The organism is Pseudomonas sp. B40(2017), assembly GCF_002112855.1.
Classification (GTDB): Bacteria; Pseudomonadota; Gammaproteobacteria; order Pseudomonadales; family Pseudomonadaceae; genus Aquipseudomonas; species Aquipseudomonas pharyngis.
In genome coordinates this window covers 148,476-164,475 of sequence record NZ_NEIT01000006.1, presented here as the reverse complement: position 1 = coordinate 164,475, position 16,000 = coordinate 148,476, and the positions used below count along the sequence as shown (strand labels likewise).

Annotated in this window: 15 protein-coding genes; 11 read left to right on the top strand and 4 right to left on the bottom strand. The window is 61.3% G+C overall.

Annotated elements, in window-relative coordinates; translation table 11 throughout:
* The first annotated feature begins 40 nt into the window (after window positions 1-40).
* Complete coding sequence (locus CAF76_RS17810; protein ID WP_064592738.1) at window positions 41-841, top strand: phosphatase PAP2 family protein; 801 nt, start codon at window positions 41-43, stop codon at window positions 839-841.
* A gap of 65 nt (window positions 842-906) precedes the next feature.
* Here the strand turns inward: CAF76_RS17810 and CAF76_RS17805 are convergent, their stop codons facing one another.
* Window positions 907-1,314 (bottom strand): RNA-binding S4 domain-containing protein, encoded by a 408-nt coding sequence (locus CAF76_RS17805; RefSeq protein WP_085647946.1) that lies wholly within the window; start codon window positions 1,312-1,314, stop codon window positions 907-909.
* A 116-nt stretch (window positions 1,315-1,430) separates the two neighbouring features.
* Between CAF76_RS17805 and CAF76_RS17800 the strand changes: the two genes are divergently transcribed.
* Genes CAF76_RS17800 through rimK form a run of 3 tightly spaced genes read left to right on the top strand, consistent with a single transcriptional unit; the run spans window position 1,431 to window position 3,608 of the window.
* Window positions 1,431-2,210: an EAL domain-containing protein gene (locus tag CAF76_RS17800; RefSeq protein WP_085611198.1), complete on the top strand. Its 780-nt coding sequence runs from the start codon at window positions 1,431-1,433 to the stop codon at window positions 2,208-2,210.
* A 49-nt stretch (window positions 2,211-2,259) separates the two neighbouring features.
* Entirely contained in the window at window positions 2,260-2,706 is a 447-nt protein-coding gene (locus CAF76_RS17795; RefSeq protein WP_170844915.1) for an ATP-dependent zinc protease, read from the top strand.
* Window positions 2,703-3,608: a 30S ribosomal protein S6--L-glutamate ligase gene (gene rimK / locus CAF76_RS17790; RefSeq protein ID WP_007949201.1), complete on the top strand. Its 906-nt coding sequence runs from the start codon at window positions 2,703-2,705 to the stop codon at window positions 3,606-3,608. Before CAF76_RS17795 ends, rimK begins: the two co-directional genes overlap by 4 nt.
* A gap of 62 nt (window positions 3,609-3,670) precedes the next feature.
* Here rimK and CAF76_RS17785 read toward each other — a convergent pair whose 3' ends face one another.
* Window positions 3,671-4,984 carry an ATP-binding protein gene (locus CAF76_RS17785; protein ID WP_039764576.1) on the bottom strand — a complete coding sequence of 438 codons (1,314 nt, stop codon included), beginning with the start codon at window positions 4,982-4,984 and terminating at the stop codon, window positions 3,671-3,673.
* A gap of 114 nt (window positions 4,985-5,098) precedes the next feature.
* On the bottom strand, window positions 5,099-5,839 hold the full coding sequence (gene ompR / locus CAF76_RS17780) for a two-component system response regulator OmpR (RefSeq protein ID WP_007952694.1): 741 nt from the start codon (window positions 5,837-5,839) through the stop codon (window positions 5,099-5,101).
* Between the two features lie 360 nt (window positions 5,840-6,199).
* On the opposite strand from ompR, the gene CAF76_RS17775 reads away from it, so the two are divergent.
* The 7 genes from CAF76_RS17775 (at window position 6,200) to tauD (ending at window position 14,694) form a co-directional block, all read left to right on the top strand.
* Window positions 6,200-8,524 (top strand): Tex family protein, encoded by a 2,325-nt coding sequence (locus tag CAF76_RS17775; RefSeq protein WP_085647945.1) that lies wholly within the window; start codon window positions 6,200-6,202, stop codon window positions 8,522-8,524.
* Complete coding sequence (locus CAF76_RS17770; RefSeq protein WP_085647944.1) at window positions 8,524-8,907, top strand: PaaI family thioesterase; 384 nt, start codon at window positions 8,524-8,526, stop codon at window positions 8,905-8,907. Before CAF76_RS17775 ends, CAF76_RS17770 begins: the two co-directional genes overlap by 1 nt.
* 317 nt (window positions 8,908-9,224) lie before the next feature.
* Window positions 9,225-10,808 carry a glutamate--cysteine ligase gene (gene gshA / locus CAF76_RS17765; protein ID WP_064592726.1) on the top strand — a complete coding sequence of 528 codons (1,584 nt, stop codon included), beginning with the start codon at window positions 9,225-9,227 and terminating at the stop codon, window positions 10,806-10,808.
* A gap of 361 nt (window positions 10,809-11,169) precedes the next feature.
* Complete coding sequence (gene tauA, locus CAF76_RS17760) at window positions 11,170-12,147, top strand: taurine ABC transporter substrate-binding protein (RefSeq protein ID WP_007952702.1); 978 nt, start codon at window positions 11,170-11,172, stop codon at window positions 12,145-12,147.
* 16 nt (window positions 12,148-12,163) lie between these two features.
* A complete protein-coding gene (tauB, locus tag CAF76_RS17755) occupies window positions 12,164-12,958 on the top strand; it encodes a taurine ABC transporter ATP-binding subunit (protein ID WP_011331959.1) in 795 nt (264 codons plus the stop codon).
* Window positions 12,955-13,794 (top strand): taurine ABC transporter permease TauC, encoded by an 840-nt coding sequence (gene tauC, locus CAF76_RS17750; protein WP_085647943.1) that lies wholly within the window; start codon window positions 12,955-12,957, stop codon window positions 13,792-13,794. The genes tauB and tauC overlap by 4 nt, the downstream gene beginning before the upstream one ends.
* Before the next feature lie 57 nt (window positions 13,795-13,851).
* Complete coding sequence (gene tauD / locus CAF76_RS17745; protein WP_085647942.1) at window positions 13,852-14,694, top strand: taurine dioxygenase; 843 nt, start codon at window positions 13,852-13,854, stop codon at window positions 14,692-14,694.
* A gap of 268 nt (window positions 14,695-14,962) precedes the next feature.
* On the opposite strand, the gene mgrA is transcribed toward tauD, so the two are convergent.
* Window positions 14,963-16,000 carry an L-glyceraldehyde 3-phosphate reductase gene (gene mgrA, locus CAF76_RS17740; RefSeq protein WP_008087334.1) on the bottom strand — a complete coding sequence of 346 codons (1,038 nt, stop codon included), beginning with the start codon at window positions 15,998-16,000 and terminating at the stop codon, window positions 14,963-14,965.

Here is a 16,000-nt window from a genome sequence, read left to right as displayed (position 1 = left end):
ATCCTTTTTGATGCCGATGTTCAGCCACGGGAGGCATTTTATGAACAATCCGGGTTTGTTCCAATCAAGGTGGAACCTCGGCCGGCTGGTTCTGTGCAACGTTGTGCCATTGGCACTACTGGCTTTCTGGTTATGGCCTACAGGTCAGATGCTGTGTGTGATTTTCGACGAGTGGCTGTTCCGCTCACTCAACGCACCGCTGGCCAGCAACCCCATATGGCTCCACATCTGGGCAATTGCAAGTCTGCGACCGTTCGACATCGTCGTCGGCCTGATTCTGCTGACACTGCTGATCAAGGGCGACTGGGTGTTCAGGGCGATTGACGTGCGCCGCGCCTTTTTCGGTTTTTTCTCGATCCTGCTGCTGATGGTGGTGATCCGCGCGCTGTTTTCCAAGTTCTCCGATCACATGGGCTGGCAGCACAGCAGCCCGTCGATGGTGCTCGAAGGTGCCGTGCATATCAGCGATTACTTCCCGCATCTGGAGAAGACCTGGGAGCTGAAAGATCGCTCGAGCCAGAGCTTCCCCGGTGATCACGCCTCGGTGCTGCTGATCTGGGCGCTGTTCATGGGCGTGTTCAGCCGTACAGCTGGTCAGTTTCTGGTGATCTGGGGCCTGGCACTGCTGTTCATGCTGCCGCGTCTGGTCGCCGGTGCTCATTGGGGCCAGGACGATTACATCGGCGGCATGCTGTTGGCGGTGTGGGCACTGGGCTGGGGTTACTACACGCCGTTTGCTTATCACGCGGCGAACTTCTGGTTGAAGGTCACGGCACCGGTCTTCCGGTTGCTGGGCAAGCTGCCGGTGGTTTCGCGGATGAGTGTGGTGTCCGCGCAGTAATCAACGGTTACTGAAAAAAACGCAGCCGCCGGCGGAGTCTTACCCAGGCCGGCAGGCTGCGTTTTTTATTCGCCGCTACTGTTCCCACGAAATTTAAACAGATCCCGACGCTGCTTCTTGCTCGGTTTACCGTCGGTGGTGACACCCAGAGCGCCCGCCTTGCGCATCGCCGCAGCCGCTTCACGCTTGGCAATGCTGGCCTCGGTCTCGGCATACAGCGTCTGCGCCTCAGGTGCGCCGCGACGCACGATCGACAGGGCCTGAACCACAAAGGTCTTTTCGTCGAAGCCGGCGCGAATCTCGAATTCATCGCCAATGCGTGGTTCTTTGCCAGGCTTGCAGCGCTCTCCGCGACAATGCACCTTGCCACTCTCGATGGCGGCTTTGGCCAAGGCGCGAGTCTTGAAAAAACGCGCGGCCCACAGCCACTTATCGAGACGAACCTTGTCGTCCTCTTCGCTTTTTTGTGCCATATGAATTCCTCGTTCAGCCAGTAGTCGGAACTGTACTACCGATTCTGTCGGGCGCAAGAACTCGGCCCTCCAGATAAACTGTGATCTTCGCCGGTTCAACGGCATGGAGTGATCGAGTGACCAAATTTCCGTCTTCATTGACCTCGCCCAAATCCGGGTGCCTGGGCTGCCAGCAAAGTGAGCCGCTGGGCTTCGACTTTTCCTTCGCGTATCAGCCCATCGTGGATCTGCGTGACAAGTCGGTGTACGCCTACGAGGCACTGGTCCGTGGTGTGGCCGGTGAAGGCGCATTAACCGTGCTGGATCAGGTTACAGAAGATAACCGCTACCGTTTCGACCAGCTCTGCCGGACTCGCGCCATCGAAGGCGCGGCCGAACTTAATATGCAGACACACTTGTCGATCAACTTCATGCCCAACGCCGTCTATCGTCCAGAGTTGTGTATTCGCAGCACCCTGGAGGCTGCGAGGAAACACAATTTTCCGATCGACCGGCTGATTTTCGAAACACTGGAAAGCGAGCATGTAGATAACTATCGCCATTTGACCAATATTCTGCGTGAATACCGCGAATTCGGCTTCAAGACGGCCATCGACGATTTCGGTGCCGGCTATTCGGGGCTCAATCTGCTGGCCGATTTCCAACCGGACCTGATCAAACTCGATATGGCGCTGATTCGCGATATCGACCATGACCGTGTTCGTCAGGCTATCGTTCGGGGGATTGTCACAATCTGTGCGGAGTTGGACGTTACAGTCATCGCCGAAGGCATCGAGAGCGCTGGTGAGCGGGATTTCCTGGCGGACTGCGGAATATTTCTGATGCAGGGTTACTGGTTCGCCAGGCCCGCATTCAAAGCGTTGGCCCAGGTATCCCCTGAAGCGTGGACGCGTTAATTGTTGGTTTTTTCCATTGAAGACATTTGACCATTTGACCGTTATCGGTTTGCGCGAGTGGGTGGCGCTTCCGGATCTGGGAGTCGCCGGCCTTCGGGCAAAAATCGACACCGGAGCCAGCACCTCCAGCCTGCATGCCACCGACATCGAGCCGTTCGAACGCGACGGCGAGAAGTGGGTGCGCTTCACCGCGCACCTGGGCACCGTCGTGCAGCTGCGCCATCGACGCTGCGAAGCGCCGCTGGTCGCCCGCAAGACCATCAAGAGTTCGAATGGCCAGGCCCAGGTGCGCTACGTGATCAGCACCACCCTGGCCCTGGGTGATCGGGTCTGGCCGATCGAGTTCACCCTCGCCTGCCGCAAGTCCATGCGCTATCGCCTGCTGCTAGGTTCCAAAGCCCTGATCGACGGCCAGCTGGTGGTCAATCCGGGCATCAAATATGTACAAGACAAGCCGGTGTTCCCGGTATCTACCTCCTCCACAGGTGTTGCATGAAGATCGCTGTGCTGTCGCGGAACCCGCGTCTGTATTCCACCCGCCGTCTGGTCGAAGCCGGAACCGAGCGCGGGCATGAAATGGTGGTGATCGACACCTTGCGCGCCTACATGAACATTGCCAGCCACAAGCCGCAGATCCACTACCGCGGCAAGCCGCTGGAGGGTTTTGACGCAGTGATCCCGCGGATCGGCGCGTCGGTGACGTTTTATGGCTGTGCGGTGTTGCGTCAGTTCGAAATGATGGGGGTGTTTCCGCTCAACGAATCGGTAGCCATCGCCCGCTCGCGAGACAAGCTGCGTTCGCTGCAGTTGCTGTCGCGCCGGGGCATCGGTTTGCCAGTGACCGGCTTCGCCCACTCGCCGGACGACATTCCCGATCTGATCGACATGGTCAACGGCGCGCCGCTGGTGATCAAAGTGCTCGAAGGCACCCAGGGCATCGGCGTGGTGCTGTGCGAAACCGCAACGGCTGCGGAGTCGGTGATCGAGGCGTTCATGGGCCTGAAGCAGAACATCATGGTGCAGGAATACATCAAGGAGGCCGGCGGCGCCGACATCCGCTGCTTCGTGGTCGGCGACAAGGTGATCGCGGCCATGAAGCGTCAGGCCAAGCCCGGCGAGTTCCGCTCCAACCTGCACCGTGGCGGCAGTGCCAGCCTGATCAAGATCACTCCGGAAGAACGCATGACTGCGTTGCGCGCGGCCAAGGTCATGGGCCTGGCGGTAGCGGGTGTGGATATCCTGCGCTCCAACCACGGGCCGCTGGTGATGGAGGTGAACTCGTCACCTGGCCTGGAAGGGATCGAAACCACCACGGGCAAGAACGTGGCGGGGATCATCATCGAACACCTTGAGAAGAATGGCGGGCCGAACATGACCCGCACAAAAGGCAAGGGATAGGGGCACTGGGGAGCGGCGAGTAAAAGCAGCTTTGGCTTGTAGCTTGCCGCTTGTAGCTGCCGTTAAACGGCATCTCTTGGCAGCATCAACCCCAGCGGCAATCGAACCCGCGCCTCCAGCCCGCCACCGGAGCGGTTGCGCAGTTCAACATTGCCGCCGTGCATCGAAGCAATCCGCTTGACGATCGCCAGCCCCAGGCCGGTACCTTTTCCGCCCCGGGCCCGATCACCTCGGGTGAACGGGTTGAAAATCGCCTCAAGTTCCGATGGGGCGATTCCCGCCCCACGGTCCATTACGCTCAGCACCACGTACGGCGCACTCGTGTCTCCGGATACATAGGCCGCGACGTCCACGCTCCCTCCGGCATGATTCAACGCGTTGCCAATCAGGTTGTTCAGCAAACGCTTCATCGACACCCGACGCAACGGGAACGGCTGGATCGGCTCCAGGCGCAGGCGCACTTTCTCTTCACTCTGGTTGTACGGTGCCGCGACTTCACGCACCAGATCACTGAGATCCACTTCCTCCACCGACTCGTCCCGACCATCACGAATGAACGCGAGGAACTGGTCGAGGATGGCGTCCATGTCTTCGATGTCGCGCACCATATCGTTGGTCAGATCCGTGCGGTCCCCCATCAACTCCAGCGACAGCCGCAAACGGGTCAGCGGCGTACGCAAGTCATGCGAGACCCCCGCCAGCATCAGCTCACGCTCGCGACCGGCCTGCTCGACGTCTTCGGCCATCTGGTTGAAGGCGCGATAAACCTCGGCCATTTCGCTGGGGGTGTCACTGATCGGCAGGCGTACGCTGCGGCCCTGGCCGAGTTGCCGGGCGGCATAGACCAGACGTTTCAATGGCTGATTGAGCTGGCTGACGAAAATCCAGGCAGACGCCGTGGACAGCAACCCGATGGCCAGGAACCAGCCGAGTACGTTCCAGATTTTCTGGCCGCGCAAAGGGTGCGGGTACAACGGCACTTTCAGCCAGCCATCACCGAGGCTAGGTGCGCGCACCCACAACGCTGGCGGCGAATGCATGCGCAAGCGCACTTCGGTGTCGGCGCCCAGCTCCGCCTGCATCTGCCGCTGGTAGATTTCACTGTACGGCCAGTGCTGTTCGCCTTCCGGCACACCGGCGCCGACCACCCGGATCAAGGTCGCGGCATCGGCGATTTTCGCGCGGTTTTCTTCGTCGGCGGCCCAGTAGGCACGCAGCGTCAGGGCGACGCCGTGGCTGTATTGGCGATCCACCAGCACGTCCTCGTTCATCAACAGATAAACCAGGGTCAATGCCTTGGAAAACAATACGACGATGAGCACCAGCCACAGGGTGCGGGAGAAGAAACTTTGGGGGAACCAGACGGGGGTTTTCATGGATAACCGCTACACACTTGCAGGAGCGAGCAATGCTCGCATATTGCGGATTGCGAGTCTGCGTGGACGGCGTTTCCGACCGTTCCCCGCAGACTCGCTCCTACAAATCACCCATCACTTGGTGGAGTTGCCATCCGGCACGAACACGTAGCCGACACCCCAGACGGTCTGGATGTAGCGCGGCTTGGACGGATCGGGTTCGATCATCCGGCGCAGGCGGGAAATCTGCACGTCGATGGAACGCTCAAGGGCATCCCACTCCCGGCCACGGGCCAGGTTCATCAACTTGTCGCGGGTCAGCGGCTGACGGGCATTCATCACCAGGGCCTTGAGCACCGCAAACTCACCGGTGGTGAGCATGTGCACTTCGTCGCCGCGTTTGAGTTCGCGGGTGGCCAGGGACAGCACGTAATCGCCGAACGTGACGTTTTCTTCTTCACTGCCCGGCGCGCCCGGCACCGGTGCGGCCTGACGGCGCAGTACGGCCTTGACGCGGGCCATCAGCTCGTCCGGGTTGAACGGCTTGGCCAGGTAGTCGTCGGCACCCAGTTCCAGGCCCTTGATACGGCTCAGCTCGTCGCCCTTGGCGGTCAGCATGATGATCGGAATCTGATTGTTCGCGCCACGCAGGCGACGGCAAGCAGTCAGGCCGTCTTCGCCGGGCAGCATCAGGTCGAGGACGACCAGGTTGAACACTTCACGCGACAGCAGACGATCCATCTGCTCGGTGTTCGGCACGGCGCGGGCACGGTAGCCCTTGCTGACGAAAAAGCGTTCCAGCAGGCTGCTCAGCCCCGGATCGTCGTCAACGATGAGAATTTTTTCGCCTTCAGCAGTTTGTGCAGTGCTGCTCATTGGATGCTCCTTTTAGCTCGGCGCGCATTATGGCGTAGCTGCCGTTATACGCACCGTGTGCATTGTTAGCAGATTTTTCCTTCACTGCCAGAAAACCGGGGCTTGTGCCTACAGACTGTGTCGCCCCCGAATGACAGAACGCTGGTTATAATGCGCGGCCTTTTGTGTCAGGCAACGTCTGAATCGTTACCGCAGGTGGCCGTCCCTTATTTTCATGGGCGCCGCAGTAATTGTTCGATTTCACGGGTCAATGGGATGCCTTTTGACCCAGGCAGCGGCCAGCATCAAGCCGCCCCACCAGACTCCGGGCCTTCATTTACGCGCCTGCGAGCCTGCTTTCACAATTTGTCAGGTGGTTTTATGGACAGCATCAACAGCCGCATCGCCGAGGAACTCGGCGTACGCCCACAACAGGTCGAAGCGGCCGTCGCGCTACTCGATGAAGGCTCTACCGTTCCCTTCATCGCCCGTTACCGGAAAGAAGTGACCGGCAGCCTCGATGACACCCAACTGCGTCATCTGGAAGAGCGTCTGCGCTACCTGCGAGAACTCGACGAACGGCGCATCAGCATTCTTTCCAGCATCCAGGAGCAGGGCAAACTCACCCCTGAGCTGGAGCGCGAAATCAAACTCGCCGACACCAAGACCCGCCTCGAAGACTTGTACCTGCCGTACAAGCAGAAGCGCCGCACCAAGGGCCAGATCGCCCTGGAAGCCGGCCTCGGCGAACTGGCCGACGGTCTGTTCAACGACCCGTCGCTGGCCCCGGAAGCCGAAGCCGCACGCTTCGTCGACGCCGAAAAAGGCGTGGCCGACGCCAAGGCAGCACTGGAAGGCGCCAAGTACATCCTCATGGAGCGCTTCGCCGAAGACGCCAACCTGCTGGAAAAACTGCGCACCTACCTGAAGCAGGAAGCCACCCTCAGTGCCCGCGTAATCGCCGGCAAGGAAGAGGAAGGCGCGAAGTTCCGTGATTACTTCGAACACGACGAACCGCTGAAAAGCATGCCGTCGCACCGCGCGCTGGCGATTTTCCGTGGCCGCAACGAAGGCATTCTCAGCTCTGCACTGAAAGTCGGCGAAGAGCTGCCGGGCACCCTGCACCCGTGCGAAGGCATGATCGGCCAGCACGTCGGCATCCAGAACCAGAACCGTCCGGCCGACAAATGGCTGAGCGAAGTGGTGCGCTGGACCTGGAAGGTCAAGCTCTACACCCACCTGGAAACCGACCTGCTGGGCGAGCTGCGCGACGGCGCCGAAACCGAAGCGATCAACGTGTTCGCTCACAACCTGCACGACCTGCTGCTGGCCGCCCCGGCCGGCCCGCGCGCCACCCTGGGCCTCGACCCGGGCCTGCGTACCGGCTGCAAGGTCGCGGTGGTCGACTCCACCGGCAAACTGCTGGATCACGCCACGGTTTACCCGCACGTGCCGCACAACAAATGGGATCAGACCATCGCCATCCTGGCCGCCCTGTGCGCCAAGCACTCGGTCGACCTGATCGCCATCGGCAACGGCACCGCCAGCCGTGAGACCGACAAGCTGGCCATCGAACTGATCAAAAAATATCCAGCAATGAAAATGACCAAGGTCATGGTGTCCGAAGCCGGCGCATCGGTGTACTCGGCCTCGGAACTGGCGGCCAAGGAATTCCCGGATCTGGACGTGTCGATCCGTGGCGCGGTCTCGATCGCCCGTCGTCTGCAGGATCCACTGGCCGAACTGGTGAAGATCGACCCGAAATCCATCGGTGTCGGTCAGTACCAGCACGACGTGTCGCAGCTGAAACTGGCGCGCGGTCTGGACGCCGTGGTCGAGGACTGCGTGAACGCCGTGGGCGTGGACGTGAATACCGCCTCCGTGGCACTGCTGGCGCGGATCTCCGGCCTCAACGCGACTCTGGCGCAGAACATCGTGGCCCACCGTGACGAGCACGGCGCATTCAAAACCCGCGCGGCGCTGAAGAAAGTCGCGCGTCTGGGCGAGAAAACCTTCGAACAGGCCGCCGGCTTCCTGCGCGTGATGAACGGCGACAATCCGCTGGATTCCTCGGCCGTTCACCCGGAAGCCTATCCGCTGGTGCAACGCATCGCCGCTGAAACCGACCGTGACATCCGCTCGCTGATCGGCGATGCGGCGTTCCTCAAGCGTCTGGATCCGAAGAAATTCACCGACGAGACTTTCGGTCTGCCAACCGTCACGGACATCCTGCAAGAGCTGGAAAAACCGGGCCGCGACCCGCGTCCGGAGTTCAAGACCGCCGAGTTCCAGGAAGGCGTCGAGGACCTGAAGGACCTGCAACTGGGGATGATCCTCGAAGGCGTGGTGACCAACGTGACCGCGTTCGGTGCGTTCGTCGACATCGGCGTGCATCAGGACGGTCTGGTGCACATTTCGGCGCTGTCGGAGAAATTCATCAAGGATCCGCGCGAAGCGGTGAAGGCCGGTGACGTGGTGAAGGTGAAGGTCATGGAAGTCGACATCCCGCGCAAACGCGTCGGCCTGTCGATGCGCATGAGCGACACCCCGGGCGAGAAGATCGACGGTGCCCGTGGCTCGCGTCCGGGCTCGGCGCCACGCCAGTCGCAAGGTTCGGCGCCGCGCAAGGAAACCACCCCGGCGGCTCCGGCGAACAACGCCATGGCGTCGCTGTTCGCCAACGCCAAGCAGTTGAAGAAACGCTGATGGAGATTCCGGCCGGGCTCGTCGAGAGCGCGTTTTTCAAGCTGTTGGGCTGCCGCCTGCACAGCCTGGAAACCGGGGTGGCGCAAGTCGCCCTGGCGCTGGAACCCGAACTGCGCAATCGCGGCGGCAAGCTGCACGGCGGCGCGCTGTTCAGTCTGGTCGATATCGCCATGGGGCTGGCCTGCTCCAGCACCCACGGCTTCGACCAGCAGAGCGCGACCATCGAGTGCAAGATCAACTACATCCGCGCCGTCTCTGATGGCGAGGTGCTGTGCACGGCGCGGGTGATCCACCCGGGCCGGCGCACGCTGGTGGTCGAAGCCGACGTGATGCAGGGCGACAAACTGGTCGCAAAAGCGCAAGGCACGTTCGCTGTCCTGTAGATGTTGTTCATCATTTTGAGTTAATTTCGGCGCTGTGATCGCAGCGTCGAGCGTTTCTGGGGGAGCGGGCTTGCCCGCGAAGAGGGAGTGTCAGGCAGCATCAGTTCGCCTGACACGACGCCTTCGCGGGCAAGCCCGCTCCCACAGGAACCGCGTAATCTTCGCGTGCATCGGCCAGATTCAGGGAGTGAAGTTGGCGTTTCAACGGGGGCTTCAGAGCCCGACAAACCAGGCGAAAACGCCAGTTTCAACTTCACCCTTGTAGACCGTCCTGCCCACCCCCATATTGGGGCGACTGACGCGTGAAGGAATCCAAATTGAGCGAACTTCTCAACCGCCGCCTGGCTCTGCTCGGCGAGCGCGCTAACCTCTCTCTGCTTGAGCAGTGCCTTCACGGTATCGAACGTGAATGCCTGCGGGTGACCGGCGAAGGCCGCCTGGCCCAGACGCCGCACCCTGAAGCCCTGGGTTCCGCGCTGACCAACGAACAGATCACCACCGACTATTCCGAGTCGCTGCTGGAGTTCATCACGCCCGCCCTGCCGGACCCGGCCGATACCCTGGCCAGCCTGGACAAGATTCATCGCTTCGCCTACAGCAAGCTCGGCAACGAGTACCTGTGGAGTCCATCGATGCCGTGCCCGTTGCCGGCCGAGGAAGACATCCCGATCGCCTATTACGGCACCTCCAACATCGGTCAGCTCAAGTACGTCTACCGCAAGGGCCTGGCCCTGCGTTACGGCAAGACCATGCAGTGCATCGCCGGGATTCACTACAACTTCTCCCTGCCGGAAAAGCTCTGGCCGTTGCTGAAAGAAGCCGAAGGCTTCGTTGGCACTGACCGGGATTTCCAGTCGTCGTCCTATATCGCGCTGATCCGTAACTTCCGCCGCTACAGCTGGCTGCTGATGTACCTGTTCGGCGCTTCGCCGGCGCTGGACGCCGGTTTCCTGCGCGGTCGTTCGCACCAGTTGGAACAGCTGGATCCGGACACCCTGTACCTGCCCTACGCCACCAGCCTGCGCATGAGCGACCTCGGTTACCAGAGCAACGCCCAGGCGGGCCTGACCCCGTGCTACAACGATCTGGCGAGCTACACCGACAGCCTGCGCCAAGCGGTGGCCACGCCGTACGCGCCGTACGTTGAAATCGGTACGCACCAGAATGGCGAGTGGGTGCAACTGAACACCAACATCCTGCAGATCGAAAACGAGTACTACTCCAACATCCGCCCGAAACGCGTGACCTACACCGGCGAGCGGCCGATCCAGGCCTTGATGGCCCGTGGCATCCAGTATGTCGAAGTGCGCTGCCTGGACATCAACCCGTTCCTGCCGATGGGCATCGACCTCACCGAGTCGCGCTTCCTCGACGCATTCCTGCTGTACTGCGCGCTGAACGAAAGCCCGCTGCTGACCAACAACTCCTGCGGCAACGCCACCTCCAACTTCCTCAGCGTGGTCAAGGAAGGTCGCCGTCCGGGCCTGCAATTGCAGCGCGATGGCCAACCGGTCGAGCTGAAGGAATGGGCTGCCGAACTGCTGGAAAAAATCGCTCCGCTGGCGGCATTGCTGGATCAAAGCCATGGCGGCGATGCCCATAGCAAGGCGCTCGATGCGCAGCTCGCGAAGGTCAAGGATTCATCCCTGACGCCTTCGGCCCAGGTGCTGGCGGCGATGGCCACGCACAAGGAAAGCTTCGCGCAATTCTCCCTGCGCCAGAGCCAGGCTCACGCCGAGTTCTTCCGCAGCGAGCCGTTGGCGGCTGACGAGCAAGCGAAGTTCGAAGAACTGGCGCGGTCTTCGCTGGCGCAACAGGCGGAGCTGGAGCAGAACGAGGTGGGCGATTTCGACGTGTTTGTCGGGTCGTATCAGGCGAGTATTCTGGCGATCAGTAACTGATTGATCGGCGTTGGATCGCAGCCCCCTCACCCTAACCCTCCCGAAACGTCGGACCGCCCAGAGGGAGAGGGGACTGACCGCAGTGTTTATCAGAGCTACGTCGACGTGAAATACCGAGTCGAACTCAGGATCTGAAAAGCCCGCGATCAGCTCCCTTTCCCCCTCGCCCCCCTGGGGGAGAGGGTTGGGGTGAGGGGGAAAAAATCTCAAGCCATACCCAAAACTCAAACGCCCCCAACACCAGCGAGCCTTAGATTTTTCCGCTCATAAGCTCATTCTAAAAAGTTATTTATTTTTAGATTCTTAGATCATTTAGTCTCCTTTCACGCCGACGCTCGGTCGCCTGATATGGAGCTCTTGAATGAAACTGAATTTCCCGCTTCGCCTGCTGGCCGTGGCCTCTCTGGCTGCTGCGAGTTTTCTGGCTCAGGCCGCCGACCTCACCGTCGCCTACCAGACCACCGTTGACCCGGCGAAAGTCGCCCAGGCCGACGGCGCCTATGAAAAAGCCACCAAGGCCGACATCAACTGGCGCAAATTCGATAACGGTGCCGACATCATTGCCGCCATCGCCTCCGGTGACGTGCAGATCGGCTACCTCGGTTCCAGCCCGCTGACCGCTGCGATCACCCGCAAAGTCCCGGTGGAAACCTTCCTCATCGCCACCCAGATCGGCGCCGCCGAAGCACTGGTCGCCCGTGACGGCTCCGGCATCAAGACCCCGCAGGATCTGGTCGGCAAGAAAATCGCCGTGCCATTCGTGTCCACCGGTCACTACAGCCTGCTGGCCGCGCTGAAGCACTGGAACATCGATCCTTCGAAAGTCACCGTGCTCAACCTCGCCCCGCCGGCAATCATTGCCGCGTGGAAACGCGGTGACATCGACGCCACCTACGTTTGGGATCCGGCGCTGGGTGTGGCCAAGGAAAACGGCAAAGTGCTGATCACTTCCGGTGAACTGGCCAAGTTCGGCGCGCCGACCTTCGACGCCTGGATCGTGCGCAAGGACTTCGCCGAGAAGCACCCGGAAATCGTCACCGCCTTCGCCAAAGTTACCCTCGACGCCTACGCCGATTACCGCAAGGATCCGAAAGCCTGGCTGGCCAATCAGAGCAACGTCGACAAGCTGGTGAAACTGTCCGGCGCCAAAGCCAGCGACATCCCATTGCTGCTGCAAGGCAACGTCTACCCACTGGCGGCGGATCAGGTCAGCGACCTCGGCGCACCGACCACCAAAGCCATCACCGACACCGCTGCGTTCCTCAAGGAGCAAGGCAAGGTCGAAGCGGTACTGCCGGACTACGCGCCGTACGTCAGCGCCAAGTACATCACCAACTGATCGGGAGTTAATCGCGATGGCCTTGCTACAGCTGGAGCGCATCAGCGCACAGTATCCCGGCAGCCCGGAACCGGTACTGTCCGACATTTCCCTGACCCTCGGCCCTCAGCAATTGCTGGTAGCCCTCGGCCCGTCCGGCAGTGGCAAGACTTCGCTGTTGAACCTGATTGCCGGTTTCGTCGAACCGAGCGCCGGCCGTATCACCCTCGACAATGTGCCGGTCAAAGGCCCGAGCGCTGAGCGCGGCGTGGTGTTCCAGGACGACGCCCTGTTGCCCTGGCAGGACGTGCTGGCCAACGTGGCTTTCGGTCTGGAACTGGCCGGTGTGGCCAAGGACAAACGCGAACAGCGCGCCCGGGAAATGCTCGCGCTGGTCGATCTATCCGGGTTTGAACATCGTCGCATCTGGCAACTTTCGGGTGGCCAGAAGCAGCGTGTTGGCCTCGCTCGCGCCCTCGCAGCCGATCCGCGTGTGCTGCTGATGGACGAGCCCTTCGGCGCCCTTGACGCCTTCACCCGCGAACAGATGCAGGAGCTGTTGCTGCAAGTCTGGCAACGCACCGCCAAACCGGTGTTCCTGATTACCCACGACATTGAAGAAGCGGTGTTCCTCGCCACTGACCTGATTCTGCTGGCGCCGAATCCGGGGCAGATCGTCGAGCGTCTGCACCTGGATTTCGGCCAGCGCTACGCCGCCGGCGAATCGGCGCGGGCGATCAAGTCCGATCCGCGCTTCATCGAAACCCGCGAACACGTGCTGGCTAAAGTGTTCTCGCAACGCAGCGCCGTTCAGCGGCAGGAGCGCGCATGAGCAGTTACGACGTTTCCGCCACCGCCGTGAAACCTGCCGCCACATCGGTGGTGATTCCCGTGCGCCGCCGCCTCAGCACCCGCTGGATCAGCCTGCTGACCTTGTTCGCCTTGCTGGTGATCTGGTGGGCCGTGACGGCCACCGGCCTGATCGAACCGCTGTTCCTGCCGCCACCTTCGGCCGTGCTGCAAAAAGGCTGGTTGCTGGCAACCACGGGGTACATGGATTCGACGTTGTGGCAGCACTTGGGCGCGAGCCTGAGCCGCATTGGTCTGGGCCTTGGGTTTGCGATTCTGACCGCGGTGCCGGTGGGCATTGCCATCGGCGCCAACCGCATCGCCCGTGGCGTGCTCGATCCGCTGATCGAGTTCTACCGGCCGATTCCGCCACTCGCCTATCTGCCGCTGATCGTGATCTGGTGCGGCATCGGCGAGTTGTCGAAAGTGCTGCTGATCTACCTGGCGATTTTCGCTCCGATCGCGATTGCCACCGCGACCGGCGTGCGCACCGTCGACCCGGCCAAATTGCGCGCCGCGCAGTCGCTGGGTGCCACCCGCGCGCAACTGATCCGCCATGTGATTTTGCCAAGCGCCCTGCCGGACATTCTGACCGGTGTGCGCATTGGCTTGGGTGTGGGCTGGTCGACGCTGGTCGCCGCCGAACTGATCGCGGCCACCAGCGGCTTGGGCTTCATGGTGCAGTCGGCCGCGCAGTTCCTGGTCACCGATGTGGTGGTGCTGGGGATTCTGGTCATCGCCCTGATCGCCTTCGCCATGGAGATGGGCCTGCGTGCCCTGCAAAGGAAACTGGTGCCGTGGCACGGCCAGGCCCACTGATTTTTCAGCACTGACTACCCCGACAGTTTCGGGGCCCCGGAATTGAAGAGAACAACCATGAGCAGCCTGAACATCACCCCGTTAAGCTCGGCCCTCGGCGCACAGATCAGCGGCGTCGACATCAGCCAACCGCTGAACCTGGAACAGCGCGACGCCATCGAGCAGGCGCTGCTCAAATACCAGGTGCTGTTCTTCCGCAATCAGCCGATCGAGCCTTCGCAGCAGGCGCGCTTCGCCGCCTATTTCGGCGACCTGCATATTCACCCGATCTACCCGAACGTACCGGAACAACCGGAAGTGCTGATCCTCGACACCGCCGTCACCGACGTGCGCGACAACGCGATCTGGCACACCGACGTGACCTTCCTGCCGACCCCGGCCATGGGCGCGGTGCTCAGCGCCAAGCTGTTGCCGGAGTTCGGTGGCGACACGTTGTGGGCCAGCGGGATTGCAGCATATGAGGCGCTGTCGGCGCCGATGAAAGCGCTGCTCGAAGGGCTGACCGCGACTCACGATTTCACCCGCTCGTTCCCGCTGGAACGCTACGGCAACACGCCCGAAGCGCTGGCGCAGTGGGAAGGCGCGAGGCGCAAAAATCCGCCGCTGTCGCACCCGGTGATTCGCACGCACCCGGTGAGCGGACGGCGTTCACTGTTCGTCAGCGAAGGGTTCACGTCGAAGATCAATGAACTGTCGGAAACCGAAAGCGAAGCGGTGTTGAAGTTCTTGTTCGCCCACGCGACGCGGCCGGAATTCACCATTCGCTGGCGCTGGCAGAAAGATGACATTGCGTTCTGGGACAACCGCGTGACGCAGCATTACGCGGTGGATGATTACCGGCCGGCACGGCGGGTGATGCAGCGGGCTACGGTGTTGGGGGATGTGCCGTTTTTTCGTTGAGCCTTTAACGCCAGAGCAAAATCAAGAGCCCCCCTCACCCTAACCCTCCCGAAACGTCGGACCGCCCGTAGGGAGAGGGGACTGATTGGGGGATGCTTTAAAGATGCACCGACCTGATCGTACTTTGCTGAATCCATAATCGACCGGATTTTTCAGGTCGATGTATGACGCAAGACACCTCGGTAGGCTCCCTCTCCCTACGGGCGGTCCGACGTTTCGGGAGGGCTGGGGTGAGGGGGTGGATCTATCTGACCCACCCCAATTTCGATCACTCCGCCGTCGAAGGCTTCTCCCAAAGATTAATCCCGCCCTCCTGAGCAAACCGGTCAATCTCCGCCAGTTCCTCAGCACTGAAACTCAAATTCTTCAACGCCCCGACGTTCTCGATAATCTGCTCTGGCCGGCTCGCACCAATCAGCGCCGAAGTCACTCGCGGATCGCGCAGCGTCCATGCCAATGCCAGTTGCGCCAGGCTCTGCCCACGACGTTTGGCGATCTCGTTCAACGCCCGCACGTGAGCGATGTTCGCCTCGGACAAATGCGAAGCCTGCAACGAACCACCACCCGGACGATTGACCCGCGCATCCGCCGGCACGCCGTTGAGGTACTTGTCGGTCAGCAGGCCTTGCGCCAGCGGGGTGAAGGCAATTACGCCGGTGCCAAGTTCGTCAGTGGTGTCGAGCAGGTCCTTTTCCACCCAGCGGTTGAGCAGGTTGTACGCCGGCTGATGGATCAACAGCGGTACTTTCCACTCTTTGAGCAGTGCCGCGATCTCGCGGGTTTTCACCCCGGAGTAAGACGAGATACCGATGTACAGCGCCTTGCCCTGCTGCACCGCCGTGGCAAGGGCGCTGGCGGTTTCTTCCAGCGGGGTGTCCGGGTCGAAGCGGTGCGAATAGAAGATATCCACATAGTCCAGGCCCAGGCGTTGCAGGCTCTGGTCGAGGCTGGCCAGCACGTATTTGCGCGAGCCGCCGCCCTGACCGTAAGGGCCGGGCCACATGTCCCAGCCGGCCTTGCTGGAGATGATCAGTTCATCGCGGTACTGCTTGAAGTCTTCGCGCAGCAGACGGCCGAAGTTGATCTCGGCGCTGCCGTAGGGCGGGCCATAGTTGTTGGCCAGGTCGAAGTGGTTGATGCCCAGGTCGAACGCCGTGCGCAGCAACGAGCGCTGTGTGTCGATCGGCGTGCTGTCGCCGAAGTTGTGCCACAGGCCCAGGGACAGCGCCGGCAGCACCAGACCGCTGCGTCCGACGCGGCGGTAAGGGATGGAGTCATAGCGGTTTTCGGCAGCGGTGTAAGTCAT

Coding starts and splice junctions, on each gene's coding strand:
- tauD (WP_085647942.1), top strand. CDS start 13,852: ATGAGCAGCCTGAACATCACCCCGTTAAGCTCGGCCCTCGGCGCACAG.
- CAF76_RS17775 (WP_085647945.1), top strand. CDS start 6,200: ATGGACAGCATCAACAGCCGCATCGCCGAGGAACTCGGCGTACGCCCA.
- tauA (WP_007952702.1), top strand. CDS start 11,170: ATGAAACTGAATTTCCCGCTTCGCCTGCTGGCCGTGGCCTCTCTGGCT.
- CAF76_RS17810 (WP_064592738.1), top strand. CDS start 41: ATGAACAATCCGGGTTTGTTCCAATCAAGGTGGAACCTCGGCCGGCTG.
- mgrA (WP_008087334.1), bottom strand. CDS start 16,000: ATGACTTACACCGCTGCCGAAAACCGCTATGACTCCATCCCTTACCGC.
- CAF76_RS17770 (WP_085647944.1), top strand. CDS start 8,524: ATGGAGATTCCGGCCGGGCTCGTCGAGAGCGCGTTTTTCAAGCTGTTG.
- ompR (WP_007952694.1), bottom strand. CDS start 5,839: ATGAGCAGCACTGCACAAACTGCTGAAGGCGAAAAAATTCTCATCGTT.
- tauB (WP_011331959.1), top strand. CDS start 12,164: ATGGCCTTGCTACAGCTGGAGCGCATCAGCGCACAGTATCCCGGCAGC.
- CAF76_RS17785 (WP_039764576.1), bottom strand. CDS start 4,984: ATGAAAACCCCCGTCTGGTTCCCCCAAAGTTTCTTCTCCCGCACCCTG.
- rimK (WP_007949201.1), top strand. CDS start 2,703: ATGAAGATCGCTGTGCTGTCGCGGAACCCGCGTCTGTATTCCACCCGC.
- CAF76_RS17805 (WP_085647946.1), bottom strand. CDS start 1,314: ATGGCACAAAAAAGCGAAGAGGACGACAAGGTTCGTCTCGATAAGTGG.
- tauC (WP_085647943.1), top strand. CDS start 12,955: ATGAGCAGTTACGACGTTTCCGCCACCGCCGTGAAACCTGCCGCCACA.